This is a genomic window from Virgisporangium ochraceum (genome assembly GCF_016863655.1).
GTDB lineage: Bacteria > Actinomycetota > Actinomycetes > Mycobacteriales > Micromonosporaceae > Virgisporangium > Virgisporangium ochraceum.
The window spans coordinates 29,774-43,783 of the sequence record NZ_BOPH01000130.1 but is presented as its reverse complement, the minus strand read 5'-3'; the positions used below and the strand labels follow the sequence as shown (position 1 = coordinate 43,783).

Below are 14,010 nucleotides of genomic sequence, written 5' to 3'. Positions count from 1 at the left end.
CAGCGCGACACTGCCCCGCAGCGACGCGGGCAGCAGCGCGGGCAGCTGGGTGGAGTCGCCCTGGTAGACCTCGCCGGTTCCGGTTGCGCCATGGGTGGTGGCGAGGCGGATGTTGTCGGCGGCCAAGGCCGTCCAGCGGGGTTCGTACTCGACGCCGATACCGTGTCGGCCCAGGTGCATGGCTTCTACGATGACGGTGCCGATGCCAGCCATCGGGTCGAGCACTGGCTCGCCCGGCACGGTGTAGGTGTTGATCAGGTAGCGGGCGATGGACGGCAGCATCTTTCCTGGGTGCTCGTTCGATTCGTAGGTGTAGCGGCCGCATCGCTGGTCCCGTGAGCCGACCTGGCCGCTGATAATGACCGAGCCCTGGGTCGGCCGGTCGGTTGTGGCTGATCGAGACGGCACGGACGGGTCGGGTTCAGACATGCGTTCCTCCGGGAGCCGTGCTGAACGCCGCCAGGCGTAGGTGGATGACCTCATGGCGCCCGTCGACGAGGGCCGGACCTAGGCTGCCGGTCGGGTTGGGCATGGCTCGTGGCTCGTGTTCCGGGAGCGGTGTGCGTAGGACGAGGAACTCTTGCCGGAAGTAGAGTCCGGCGGCGCGAGCGGCGGTGATGACGGTCGTGCGGTGGCTGACCGTGCCGCCGACCGGGCTGACGTCGGTGATGGCGGCGAGGAGGAACCCGCCGGGGCGCAGTAACGCCCTCCAGGTGTGCATGGCCTGGGTCGTGCCATGCAGGTCCGCGCTGTGCGCGTCTGACCGGGGCAGCCGGACCGTGACCAAACCGACTCGACGGTTGCGGCCGGTGAACCGTCGTGTCGGCGGTGCGGGCCGTAGACAGGTCCGGCTGCTGTCGGTGTGCAGGCGTGCGGGTTGACGGCTGAGATGCCGCGCCGCTCGGATGACGAGGGGATGCTGGTCGAGGTCGACGATGAGGTCGCCGCGGTCGGTGAGGCGGCGGATCAGGTGTGCGACGTCGGGTGGCTGGACTCCGCACCAATCGACCGGCCCGCTCCCGCGCGGATCGGACGGCTGCGGTCGATGGAGGAAGATGCTGATCGGCACCGGCGACGGAGCACCGGTGGCATCTGAGAGAGGGTGCTGAGGCATAGGCGGTGTGGCCGTGCCCGCAGACGAGCGCTGACATCAAGTAAAGACAGCCGACCGGATGAAATTGGTGATCATGCGTGCCTGTCGTCCCGTCGCAGTAAAGTTGCCCTGGTCGCAGCGGAGGTTGGCCGACCCGCACGGCTGTTCATGGCAACTGATCTGGACCGGATGGCCGTTGGGCTGCCGAGGCCTGAGGTGGCCCGTTCATCTGCGACGTCAAGGACATTTCCCGCGAGAAGATCGGCTTTGGGGAGCTCGGACGAGACAGCCCAGAGCAACTGCGACCCGTCGGGTTCGTTGGATGTGGCTTCGACAACCAGTCCAGCCTGGACCCACCCGGAGGACTGGAACTGGTCACCAGTTCGGCCGCCGCCGCTTCGGATCAACTTGCCAAACCCAACCGGCCGCGTGTCGGCCCCCGCTTCCGCCGGCGCGGGCATAATCAAGGTCGGCGGACGGAGACCACCGCCCATGGGGGTCGACTTCAGGTCGGCTACATCTGGCGCATCGTTGGGGGACCAAGACATCTATGCGTATGACGAGGCTGTACGTCCGCTTCTACAAGTCGTTCAACTACAACTACGAACGTAAAGCCGCCCCCAACGCCATGCGCCGGACGTGGGAAGACTTCGAGGAGCGGTGGTTTCCGCACATCACAGTCGACATCGATCCGTCGATCACCGCGATCGTGGGCGCCAACGAGTCCGGCAAGAGCCACCTGCTGGACGCAATCGAAATCCTCGCCAGCGGTGACGGTATCGAGCGAGGGGCCTTCTGCCGCTACTCCGAGTTCTACTCCGTCGCCAGGGACCAGATGCACTCGCCCGAGTTCGGCGCCGAGTTCGAGATCATCTCCGAAACGGCCAGCACCGCGCTCACCGATGCGCTCGATCGGGCCGTTCGCATCGGTGACCGATTCCGACTGTTCCGGCCGGGATCGGGTCAGCCGTTCGTCCTGTACAGCGACGCTGACACGCCGACCCCGGTTACGCCAGCGACCCTCGGGGCAATCTGCGAGGCACTCCCGCGGGTGTACCGGCTCGACACCGGAGTCGCCCTCCCTGACAGCATCCCGATCAGCTTTCTCGCCGGCCGTACACCGACCTGGTCGCAGCAACGGGAACAGCGCGCGAGCTTCTTCGACTTGATATTCAGCGGGGGAATCACCACGACCGAACAGGTCGCCCAACACGCCTCGGAAATCCTGTCGATCATCAAAGGCGGGGCCGCCGACGCCGATAGCGCGATCGGTAAGCAGCGTGAACTCGGCCGCAAACTCCTCATCGACGTGTGTGGCATCGACCGGCGGGCATTCGACGACCTCGCTGAGGCGATGAAGAAGGGCTACGAAGGGCAGGTCAATGGTCTGATCCAGCGGATGAACAACGAGATCGCCCGAAACCTGAACTTGCCCCGCTGGTGGACGCAGGATCGCGAGTTCAAGCTAATGTTGTCACCTCGCGAGCACGAACTTTGCTTTACGATCCGTGACCGCACCAATACCGACTACTCGTTTCAGGAACGCAGCCGCGGTCTCCAGTTCTTTCTGAGCTACTACGTGCAACTTCTGGCTCATCAACGCCCGACAGACCGGCACGAGATCCTGCTCATGGATGAACCCGACGCCTACCTGTCCAGCAGCGGGCAGCAGGACCTGCTGCGCATCCTGGAGCAGTACGCCCAGCCCGACGATGGTTCGCGCCGGGACCAGGTCGTCTACGTCACCCACTCACCATTCCTGATCAACCGCAATGCCGCCCATCGCATCCGGGTCATCGAGAAGGGCCGGGAAGACGAAGGAACCAGGGTAGTGCGCGACGCCACCAAGAACCACTACGAACCCCTACGCACGTCGCTGGGCAGCTTCGTAGCCGAGACCGCGTTCATCGGCGGCTCCAACCTGTTCGTCGAGGGCCTGGCCGACCAGGTGCTCTTGGCTGGAATGTCCTCGTTGCTGCGCGGTGATGGCGGGTCCTTTCTGCGGACGCTCGACCTCAACGAGGTGACCATTGTGCCGGGCGGATCCGCCAGCAGCATCCCGTACCTGGTCTATCTCGCTCGCGGCCGTGATCAGGTCCGCCCACCGTGCGTCGTACTCCTCGATGGCGACCCCGCCGGCAAGGACGCCGAAAAGGCTCTCCGCCGGGGCGGTGCCCGGCACAAGCCGGTCATCGACGAGAAGCTCGTCGTCCGTATCGACACCTGGGCTACAGATGCGGCCTTGACCACTCCCGCGAACGTCACCGTCGAGGAGGTCGAGGATCTTGTACCACCGGCCGTTGCGGTCGAGGCTGCCCGCGCCTACGCCCGCCGGTTCCTGGGCCTGTCCACCAACGATGCCGCCAAGCTGCAGGAAGCTGACCTGATCACGGCCCTCGATGCCCATGGATCAGTGTGGAATGCCCTCGCCGCAACATTCGCCGCCTGTTTCGACGGTCACATCGACAAGGTCGGTTTCGCCAAAGAGGTCATCACCTGGGCACACAACGCCCGAACTGCCACACCACAGCCACCCGCCCTTGAGTACCTCCGGACGAACTTCGCTGGCCTCATCGCACATATAGCGCTCAAGTTGCGTGCCGCCGCTGAGCAGGAGGCGGCCTCCCGACGCGACAACAGGCTCCGCCGGCTCGTCAACGGATTCGTTCAGGACCACCCCAACGGCCTTCGCCGCGAACAGGCGCAGCAACTCCTCGATGACATCACCTTTGCCCTCGACGACTCCGGCGCCAGCGACCAGCCCCGCCTTGTGGTCACCCAGCTACGTCGCAACCACAAGCTCGACTCCGATCCAATGGAACAGGTGCCTGACTTCGACAAGTTCACTGACGGCGTGAAGTCGCTCCTCTACCAGCAGCGCCTTCACGACCAGCAGGAGGGCGCGACCGCCTCGTGACCATACGAGAGGCGGTCGCCCAACCGTGCGCGGCCGTCGGCTGCCCGACCCTGGTTGAGAAGCAGTCAGCGAACTGCGATCCCGGTTACCTGCGACCGACTTCACGGATCTTCGCCCACGGCGGGGCCGGTGGTTCGGCACGGGTTGGGTGAGACGGCTCGGAGTGAGCGCACACGTCAGAACAGATTGATTGAGACGAACCCGTCGGGTTCGTCTCAATCAATCTGCACTGTCACAGCTCACCGGCACCACTTGGCCAACTCCATTGATACGGGACACCTGTCGATGCTGTGCCAACGCTGGTGCCACGCCGGCTTCCTCGATGGCACAGACTGAATGTCGAGAAGAACACGCAGCTCACGGGCTGGCACATCTCAAGCACGCCGTAATGGCAGACGGCGGAGTGACGGCTCTGAGACGGCCGAGTGCCAGCGCCCCGCGCGCTACACGTTTGGCACCGACAACACCGGCTGGGCATCGCTGCGACCGGTGTGGCACACGCCAGAGCCGCTGGCACAGCGCAGCCGCCAATGCCTCGTAGTCCGCTCATCGCAAGATCTTTTGGCCTGGCCCAGCTGGCGGTGGCCCACCTCGGTTCCGACCTTCGATCGCGCCTATTGAACACGCTGGCGGCGGGTGGAACATGCGCCCTTCACGTGAGTGGACAGCTGCCCGCGACGGTGCCCGACCGTGGCTGGCAGCTACGCGGTGTTCCACTCAGTTCTTGATCTTTGCTGTGCCAGATGTGTGCAACCTGCCTGGTGACGTGTGCGGTGCCCGAGCCGCCGACCCTCCGCAGCACGCGGGGGTCGGCGGTGTCGACCTCCACTTGTCACGGGAGTTCTCATGTCACACCGCCCGCGTTCGCGTCCGGCCGGAGATGCCGCGGTTCCGGCCCTGGTCCGGGGCGCGACTCCGTTGGACAGCCTCGATGTGACGCTGCACCTGTTGTGCACCGGGCCGCAGCCGCTGGCCGTGGACGGCCGCACTCTCGGCCACGGACTGCCGCGTCGCATGATTCCGTTGCATGAGCTGGCCGCGCAGCTGATGCACCCGGCCACGAGCTTTCAGGCCCGCGACGCCGCGTGGCGGCTGCTCGTGCGCCGTGCCCGCGATGACGGCGGCCGGTGGACGGTCGGCGCAGTCGGGGTCGCGTTGCCGGGGCTGCGGCGCGCAGCCGGACGGCTGTCCCGGTCCACGTCGAGCACCGATGTCCAACTCGACCTGCTCGAAGGCTTCACCCAGGCCCTGTCCACCGTGGACCTGGAGCAGCCGCGGATCTGCGCCCGACTGTGCAACGCCGCCTACGTGACCGCCCGCCGCCGGGCCGCGGCCGAGGAAGCTGCCGCGAGCGGTGAAGCCGCCGATGCCCCCGGATCGCGGCTGCCACCTCGGATGTACGGGCACCCGGACTTCGTCCTCGCCCGCGCGGTCGCGGCCGGGGTGATCACCGCCGCCGACGCCGAACTCATCGGCGCCACCTACCTGGAGAACGTTCCGCTCGCCGAGTACGCCGACCGGATCGGCATCTCCCGGTGGGCCGCCTACCGCCGGCGCGACCTCGCCAAGACTCGGCTGGCCACAGCGATCCGCGAGGGCCGACTGTCCGACCCCGACGCCGAGGTCATCACCGAAGCCACGCTCACGACTGTGTTCGACGGCAACGCGCCGACGCACTGACTCGGCGACGCCGATCGATCAGGAGAGATCACCAATTCTGGTCGTGATCTTGTCTTTCCTCTACGCGGGAACACTCGCGATCCTCTGGCGCCGACCGGCCCCGCGCGACGGGCGCTGACACCCCCGAACGTCCGGCTCTGAGCCCTCTCTCGCGAAGGAGGACGGCCGCGCCGGTCGGACGCCATCGGACTCGCATATCCCGCATCTCGCTCACCAGCGCCGTATGTCTCCGCCCTGCCCCCTGCGGGCTGGGCGGGGCCACACGGTCCGCTTACGGAGGTGCCTCCGATCTCATGAACGACAAGCCTTTCCGTGGCTGCTGGCCGTGGCGGTACACCGTCCGGCGCGGCGCAGCCGCTCCCACCTTTCGAAGTGGGGCCGCAGTTCTGGCCATCGTCGTGGTCCTGCTCGCCGTGATTCTTGTGGACCCGGCGGTCGCCGAGCCCGCGCCGGACCCGTCACCCGGCGTACCGCCGGGCGGCGGCCCGGAGTCGCTGACCGCGGTCATCAACAACATCCGGATCTGGCTCGTGGCCATCCTCGCCACCGGCGCGACGCTGTTCCTGACGGTCGGGTTCATGCGGCTGATGTGGGCCAACGGCGACCCAGGCGAGGCGGAGAAAGGCAAGACCGCGCTGCGGTCGGCCGCGATCGGCTACGCCGGTGCCCTCCTCGCCCCGCTGCTGGTCACCATCGTCGCCGGCTGGGTGAGCTGACATGCGCCTACTCACCCGCCCACTCGCCCGGTGCCGCAGGCGCTGGCGGTGGCTCGTCGCAGCGGCGTTGCTCGGCCTCGTCGTGGTCACCGCGCCCGCGTTCGCCGACCCCACGCCCGCACCCAGCCCGGGACCGGCGCCGACTCCACCAGGGTCCAGTCCGACACCGTCGCCGTCGGGGCCGGGTGTGCCTGATCCGGGCGTGCGTCCACCGGGCGCCAGTTCGCCGGCCACTCCATCCGGATCGCCATCCGGATCGCCGTCCGGGGCGCCGTCTCAGCCGCCGTCGGATGCTCCGAGCCTGGCGCCGGCACCGGGTCCGCCGTCGGATGATCCGGGACTGTTCGACATCCCGGGCCAGATCCGCAAGGCCATCACCAGCTTGTTCGCGTGGATGGTCGAACAGGCGCTGAACCCGGTGCTCGACTGGCTCGGCCACACCCTGCTCGCCACACCCGATCTGACCGGTCACGAGGCGATCCGGTCGATGTGGACGACCAACCTGGTGCTGGCCAACTCGTTCTTCGTCCTGTTCGTGACCGCCGCAGCGTTCATCGTCTCGGTGCGGCAGACGCTGCAAACCCGGCACGGCGTTAAGGAACTCGCACCACGGCTGGTCCTGGCGATGGTCCTGGCCAACACGAGCCTGCTGCTGTTCGACAAGGTCATCGAGCTGGTCAACGCCCTGACCCGAGCCATTGCCGGTGAGGGAGTGAACCCGGACACCGCCGCCCAGGCGCTGGTCGGCGCGTTGGGCGCGGCACGGGAGGGCAGCAACTTCCTGGTCACGCTGCTCGTGCTGGGTGCAGTGGTGATGGCGATCGTCGTGACCATCACGTTCCTTCTCCGCATCGCTGTGCTCGGTGTGCTCATCGGGCTGGCACCGCCCGCATTGCTGTGCCTCGGCCTGCCACAAACGGAACCAATCGCCCGCACCTGGGGCCGCGCCGTGGTCGCGTGTTTCGGCATCCAGATCGGCCAGGCGGTCATCCTGCTCGCCGCGATCCGGCTGTTCCTGACCCCGGCCGGGCCGACGGTGCTGGGCTTCGTCGCGAGCGGCGAAGGCTACATCCAGGTCCTCGTCTGCTACGCCATGCTCTACCTGCTGATCAAACTGCCCGGCTGGATGCGGCAGTTCGTCCTCGGCCCCGGCGGCGGCAAAGGACTGCTGAGCCAACTCGTCCACACCATCCTCATGATCAAGACGATGGGGACGGCGGCCGGACTCATCAAAGGCGGCGCGACCGCCGGACGGGCCGCCGGTGCGGTCGGCCGTCCGACCGGTCCGTCCCCGGGCCGGACCGATCCCCGTCCGTCCCCGACCCGCACACCGTCGACCCGTACCCCATCCCGTCCCCGGACCGGCCCGACCGGTCGACCGGGACCGGTCCCGTTCAGCCATGCACCGGCCGTCCACACCCCGCTGCCGGAACCGGCCGGTTCGACCGCCGGACCGGTCTTCAGTGACCCGCCGACCCCGGCAGTGCCGAGACCGCCGTCGTCGGCCCGAGTGCCGCCGGCAGTGTTCTCGGACCGGTCCGCGCCGGTCACCTCGCCCCGGTCGACCGGGGCTCGTCCGGAGCCGGTCGTGTTCAGCCACCCGCCGACCAGCCCGTCCCCGCCAGCACCGACCAGGCCCGCGCCGGCCGCGACGTTCTCGTCCCCGCCGCGTTCGCAGACCGCGCCGCGCCGGCCGCCGGCCCCTGTCACGCCGGTCTTCTCGTCCCCGTCCCGGACCGCGAACGGGCCGGCCGCGGACGGACGGACACCGCCACGCAGCCCGGGACGGACCACACGCACTCCACCCGATTCGTCGTCCCGTCCGCGGTCGGGACGGTGAGCCGTCCGACTCGACCGGCCGTCCGCCGGTCCCGTCCGCGGATCGTCCAGGACTGCCGTCACTGTCCGCGGACAGGGCACAGCACGCTTGATCGGAAGGTTTCTGTGATGTCTCGTCGAGACGATCGACCGCTGCGGGCGAAGGTGCCCGGCGACGTCGAACGCAAAGATCAACTTCTGTGGAGCTTCACGGCGCGGCAGTTGGTCATTCTGTCCGTGACCGGTCTGGTCCTCTACGCCGTCTGGTCGGCGCTCGCCCCGACGGTATCGCCGCTGGTGCTCCTCGCGGCGACGATGCCGGTCGCTGCGGCGTCGTTTGTGGTCGCGGTCGGCCGTCGCGACGGCGTGAGCCTGGACGCGTGGCTCCTCGCCGCGATCCGGCATCGCCGGTCACCGCGACGCCTCGTCCCCGCCGGTGAGCCCATCGCTCCGCCGCCGGTGTGGGCCGACAGCGGCCGCGACGAGGAACCACCGGCGCCGCTGCGTCTGCCCTCGCGTGGCGTCGGCCCGGACGGGCTGATCGATCTCGGCTCCGACGGCAGCACAGCTCTCGTCGCTGCGTCCACCGTGGCGTTCGGGCTGCGCAGCGCCGGTGAACAGAACGGCCTCGTCGCCGGTTTCGGCCGGTGGCTGAACTCGCTCGACGGGCCGGTGCAGATCCTGGTCCGGGCGGAACGGGTCGACCTCACCACCGTCGGCGACCGCATCCACGCTCACGCACCCGGCCTGCCGCACCCCGCGCTGGAAGAGGCCGCCGTATCCCACGTGGCGTTCCTCGACGGGTTGGCCGCTGAACGCGAGCTGCTGCGCCGGCAGGTGACCATCGCGGTCCGCGACCAGCGCAGTCCCGGCCACGCCGTTCACCGTGCCGGCGAGGCGGTCCGGGCGTTGGCCGCGTGCGAGGTCACCGCGCAGGTCCTCGACCCGTACGAGACTGCGGCCGCTGTGGCGAGCTGCCTGGAACCCGATGCACCTCCGGCGCCGGCCGGGCTCGCACCTGCCGGCGCCGTCATTCATCACCTTCGCACGGAGGTTGCGCCCCGATGATGCCGTTCACATGGCGTCGGCGTGACCGGCGTGACGACACCGCCGGCTCTGTGCCCGGGTTCCGGCCCTCGGCGGTCAGCGTCGGCGCGCGGTCGGTTGAGGTCGGTGACGGTTGCTGCGCCACTCTGGCGGTGACCGGCTATCCGGCCGAGGTCGGCGCGGGCTGGCTCGAGCCGCTGTTGTCCTACCCGGGCCGGCTCGACGTCGCTGTGCACATCGAGCCGGTGCCGCCGGCAGTAGCGGCGGAAGGGCTGAAGAAGCAACGCGGTCGCCTCGAATCGACCCGCCGCGCCGACGCCGCAAGGGGCCGCCTCGACGACCCGTACCTCGACGCCGCCGCCTACGACGCCGCCGAACTCGCCACCCGGGTAGCCCGGGGAGAGGCACGCCTGTTCCGCGTCGGCCTTTACCTGACGGTCCACGCCTGCACCGAGGACGAGCTGACCGAGCGGGTCGCGGAGGTGCGGGCGCTGGCAGCGTCGCTGCTGTTGGACACCGTCCCGACGACGTGGCGGCAGTTGCAGGGCTGGATCACGAGTTTGCCGTTCGGCTTCGACGCGATCGGTATGCGCCGGATGTTCGACACCGACGCCCTCGCGGCGAGCTTCCCATTCGCCAGCCCCGACCTGCCCCTCACCGCTGGGAACGTGGGCATGGGGGTTCTGTTCGGGATGAACCTGGCCTCGGCCGGGGTGGTGGTGTGGGACCGGTGGGCACAGGACAACTTCAATGCCGTCATCCTCGCCCGCTCCGGGGCCGGCAAGTCCTACCTCGCCAAGCTCGATCTGCTGCGCAACCTGTACCTCGGGGTCGAGGCGTTCGTCATCGACCCGGAGGACGAGTACCTCGCCCTGGCCGCAGCCGTCGGCGGGACCGTCATCCGGCCCGGAGCAACGGGTGTGCGCGTCAACCCGCTCGACCTCAACCCAGCCGACGGCGAGGACGCGCTCTACGCCCGCACCCAGTTCATGCAGACCTTCATCACCGTCCTGACCTCCGGCGCCGACTCTGGTAGCCACGGCCAGCTGTCGCCAGAGGAGGCAGCGGCGCTGGATGTCGCGGTGCTTGCCGCGTACCGCAGCAAGGGCATCACCACCGATCCCCGTTCGTGGCGGCGTCCGGCGCCGCTGCTCGCCGACGTGGCTGCGGCGCTACGCGATGGCAACGGAGCCGGAAAGGCGTTGGCGGCCCGGCTTCGCCCGTACGTGCAGGGCAGCTTCAAGGGCATGTTTGACGGGCCGACCACCACGGTCTCGGACGGGCACCTCGTCGTGTACGCGATCAAGGACTTGCCCGACGAGCTACGGGCCATTGGGACGCTGCTCACCCTCGACGCCATCTGGAAACGCATCGCCACCCGCCCGGCCGGATCGGCGCCGGATGTGCGGCGGCTGGTGCTGGTCGACGAGGCGTGGCTGCTACTCGCCGGTGGCCTCGGGGCGCAGTTCCTGCGCCGGCTGGCCAAGTCCGCCCGCAAGCACGGCGCCGGCCTGACCGTGGTCACCCAGGACGCCGCCGACGTACTCGGCACAGACATCGGCCGCGCCGTGATCTCCAACGCCGCCACCCAGATCCTGCTGCGGCAGGCACCGCAAGCCATCGGCACGGTCGCCGAGGCATTCGAGCTCAACGACGGCGAACGCGCCTTCCTTCTATCCTCCGGTCGCGGCGACGCGCTCTTGGTGTCGGGGCCCAACCGGTGCGCCTTTCGCGCCCTGGCCTCCGACATCGAGCACAGCCTGGTCGTCACAGGGCCGACAGCATCCCACAGCCGGTAGCACCCGACCTCCTCGGAGTTTTCTGTGGTTCTCCCGCACCTATTGCGTACCTTGCCGACCTCGACCACGTGCGTTCCCGGACGTGACGGCATTCCGGACTCGCCGCTCGGCCGCCTCCTGTGCGGCGACTACCTCACCGACGCGCCGACCGCGCTGTCGCAGTTCGCCCACCTGCACTGGCCGCAGCTGCTCGCCACGCTCGTGGTCCTTGCCGGGATCCGGGGCGGCTGGGAGCTGCAGCGACGCCGCGTGTGGCGCCGACACGCGGCCCAGGCGCGCTGGCTGGAGATCGTCCCGCCGGTCACCGCGACCCCGGCCGCGACCCTTGGCCTGTGGCGGCTGCTCGCCACCCTGCTCCCGGCACCACGCCGGTGGGCGCTGCGCCCTCACCGACTCGTCTGGGAGGTCCACGCCACCGCGTCCGGGATGCGATGCGGGCTGTGGATCCCGCCTGGCGTCAACCCGACCGCCGTCACGCGGATTCTGCACCGCGCCTGGCCCGGCGCACGCGTGGAGCACACCACCGAACCAACTGACTGGAACAGAGATCCGGTGTTCGCCGTCAGGGTGCAACCGTCCCGGCCGGACTGGCTACCGCTAGTAGACGACCCTGTCCCGCCGGTTGCATCCCGACGCCGCGAATTCGCACCGCCGGAGGAGGACCGCATCAGGGCAGTCTTTGACGGACTCGCCGCCGCCGGCCGAACCGGAAGCGGACTGTTGCAGGTCATCGTGGGTCGCGCCCCGGGCCGGCGAGTAGCGGTGCTGCGCCGGGCCACCGTCAATCCGCAGCGGGCCTTCCGCCCTCGCAGGAGCGCTCGTCCAGTCGCCGTGGCGGCCGTTGTGGCGCGTTCTGCTGCCGCAGCGGTCCTGGACATACTGACGCCGGGCACCTCCAGGTCGTCGTCCGGTCGGGCGGCTGACCCGCACCACGCCGACCTTGCCCGGCAGGCCCGGACGAAGTACGCCGTTGCCCCGCATCTGCTCGTCGCCGTGCACGCCACCGCCGCCGGCCCGACCATCGAGGCGGCGCGAGCAGCGGCACAGGACATCGCCTCCGGCTACAGCCTCCTCTCGCCGCACTGGCGGCACCGCCGAATCCGGCGTCCCGGCCCCTCCGTCACCACCCGATGGGCGTCGACGTCGAGGATGTCGCTGGCCTCGGTCGCCGAAGTAGCCGCACTCACCGGGCTCCCCGCCGAGCCGGCCGCTTACGGCCTACCCGCCGCCGCGTCCCGACGGCTGCCCGTCAGCCGCGACATCTTCACCGCATCCGAGCCCCGCGACGCAGACATTCACGATGCGGAATCGCCGTCGGTATGGACCGCGTCGTGACCGCCGAACCCTCGGCTGCTACTCCTCGCCACGCCACGCGGCTGAACATCGTGCCGCCGCAGTTGCGGACAGGGCCGGGCGGCAAGGTGATCGGAACGGCGAATGCCGGACGGTCGGTGCGGGTCGGGATCTCCCAGACGGACTGCCGGCACCACATCCACGTCTGCGGCCCGACAGGAACCGGCAAGACGTCGCTGCTACTGCGGATGATCCTCGACGACGTCAACGCCGGCCACGGGGTGGCCGCGTTCGACCCGGCCAAAGGCGACCTGATCCGCGACCTCCTCGACCGGCTTCCGCGCTCGTGCGGCGACCGTCTCGTCATCGTCGACCCCGACGAGACGACGGCGCCGCCGGCGATGAACCTACTCGACCCAGCGGTGCACGGCGGCCGCCCGCACGACGTCGCTGCGGCGGCCACGTCGGTGATGGCGAAGGTGTGGGCGCGGTGGTGGGGCCACCGCACCGCCGACATCTGCTACCACGGCCTCCTCACCCTCGCCCACCTCCCCGGCTCAACCCTCGGCCAGCTGCCACGGCTGCTGTCCGACCAGAAGTGGCGTACCCGCAGGGTCGCAGTGGTGTCGGAGCGGCTCGGATCATGGGAAGCGACCACTTTGGCCGAGTTCTGGGACGGGTTCAACGCGCTGCCGGCCGGCCACCGGGCCGGCCTCACCGCACCGCTGCTGTCCCGGCTCCGCCTCGTCCTGGCCCACCCTCTCGCCACGGCGCTGTTCGGCGTGCCGGCGACGACGTTCCGGTTCGCCGACATCCTCGACGGCGGCGTCCTGCTGTGCCGCCTGCCAAAGGGCGTCATCGGTGAGGACGGCACCCGCCTGATCGGGTCCCTGCTGCTGGCCGGGCTGTGGCAGGCCACCGCCGCCCGCGCCCGCATCCCCGAGAAGGATCGGCTCGACTGTGCCGTCTATCTCGACGAGTGCCACAACTTCCTGCACCTGCCCATCGGCATCGACGACGCCCTGGCCGAGGCCCGCGGGCTGCACACCAGCTTCGTCCTCGCCCACCAGTACCTTGGCCAACTGTCGTCCGGCATGGCGGAGGCCATCGACGCCAACGCCCGTAACAAGGTCTACTTCGCCCTCGCCCCGAAGGACGCCGTCGACCAGGCCCATCATGTCCGGCCCTGGCTCAACGACGGCGACCTGATCCGCCTCGGCGGGTTCGAAGTCGTGCTGCGGCCCGTCGCCGGTGGCCGGATCGTCGCCCCGGTCACCGCCGACACACTCGCACCGCCCGGACCTGTTCCCGGCCGCGCCGACGCACTCCGGAAGGCAGCCCAGGCAAACACGGGTCTGGAGACCAAGGCCCGCCGCCGGCTGCTCGGTGACGCCGCGGCGATCTCCGAGGACGAGTCCGGCGCCGGCGAGCCGGCTCTCGATCACGCTGCGACGGGCCGTCAGCGGAGCAACTTCGACCTGACTGCGAACACACGGGGCGAGGGATCTCACGAGAACCCTCAGGAGGCTTCTCACATCTGGTCGCCGAGCGGTGAACACCCGGGTCAACACGCCCCCACCGGCGCGGCCTTCCCGCAGGTCGGCGCTGAGGAGGAGGACTGGTGGAACGGAACCGACTGATAGACAT

10 protein-coding genes are annotated in these 14,010 nt (G+C 69.3%); 8 read left to right on the top strand and 2 right to left on the bottom strand.

Annotated features, from left to right (window positions below; translation table 11 throughout):
* Positions 1–429: TRM11 family SAM-dependent methyltransferase (locus tag Voc01_RS45420; protein WP_239160950.1), on the bottom strand; the 429-nt coding region annotated here is incomplete at its 3' end.
* Positions 422–721: a hypothetical protein gene (locus Voc01_RS45415; protein WP_203933979.1), complete on the bottom strand. Its 300-nt coding sequence runs from the start codon at positions 719–721 to the stop codon at positions 422–424. The genes Voc01_RS45420 and Voc01_RS45415, both read right to left, overlap by 8 nt.
* A gap of 928 nt (positions 722–1,649) precedes the next feature.
* On the opposite strand from Voc01_RS45415, the gene Voc01_RS45410 reads away from it, so the two are divergent.
* The 8 genes from Voc01_RS45410 to Voc01_RS45375 all read left to right on the top strand — a co-directional run bounded on the left by Voc01_RS45410 (position 1,650) and on the right by Voc01_RS45375 (position 14,003).
* Positions 1,650–4,010: an AAA family ATPase gene (locus Voc01_RS45410; protein ID WP_203933978.1), complete on the top strand. Its 2,361-nt coding sequence runs from the start codon at positions 1,650–1,652 to the stop codon at positions 4,008–4,010.
* Positions 4,011–4,856: 846 nt separating this feature from the next.
* On the top strand, positions 4,857–5,690 hold the full coding sequence (locus Voc01_RS45405) for a hypothetical protein (RefSeq protein ID WP_203933977.1): 834 nt from the start codon (positions 4,857–4,859) through the stop codon (positions 5,688–5,690).
* A gap of 293 nt (positions 5,691–5,983) precedes the next feature.
* Complete coding sequence (locus Voc01_RS53740) at positions 5,984–6,406, top strand: pilin (protein WP_239160949.1); 423 nt, start codon at positions 5,984–5,986, stop codon at positions 6,404–6,406.
* Positions 6,407–6,788: 382 nt separating this feature from the next.
* Positions 6,789–8,246 (top strand): conjugal transfer protein TrbL family protein, encoded by a 1,458-nt coding sequence (locus Voc01_RS45395; protein ID WP_203933976.1) that lies wholly within the window; start codon positions 6,789–6,791, stop codon positions 8,244–8,246.
* A 107-nt stretch (positions 8,247–8,353) separates the two neighbouring features.
* Complete coding sequence (locus tag Voc01_RS45390) at positions 8,354–9,292, top strand: PrgI family protein (RefSeq protein ID WP_203933975.1); 939 nt, start codon at positions 8,354–8,356, stop codon at positions 9,290–9,292.
* The gene (locus Voc01_RS45385) at positions 9,292–11,070 is read left to right on the top strand and encodes a VirB4 family type IV secretion system protein (RefSeq protein WP_203933986.1); all 1,779 of its coding nucleotides are present in this window, start codon (positions 9,292–9,294) and stop codon (positions 11,068–11,070) included. Before Voc01_RS45390 ends, Voc01_RS45385 begins: the two co-directional genes overlap by 1 nt.
* Before the next feature lie 24 nt (positions 11,071–11,094).
* Positions 11,095–12,405: a hypothetical protein gene (locus tag Voc01_RS45380; protein ID WP_203933974.1), complete on the top strand. Its 1,311-nt coding sequence runs from the start codon at positions 11,095–11,097 to the stop codon at positions 12,403–12,405.
* Entirely contained in the window at positions 12,402–14,003 is a 1,602-nt protein-coding gene (locus Voc01_RS45375; RefSeq protein ID WP_239160948.1) for a type IV secretory system conjugative DNA transfer family protein, read from the top strand. The genes Voc01_RS45380 and Voc01_RS45375 overlap by 4 nt, the downstream gene beginning before the upstream one ends.
* The last annotated feature ends 7 nt before the right edge of the window (positions 14,004–14,010 follow it).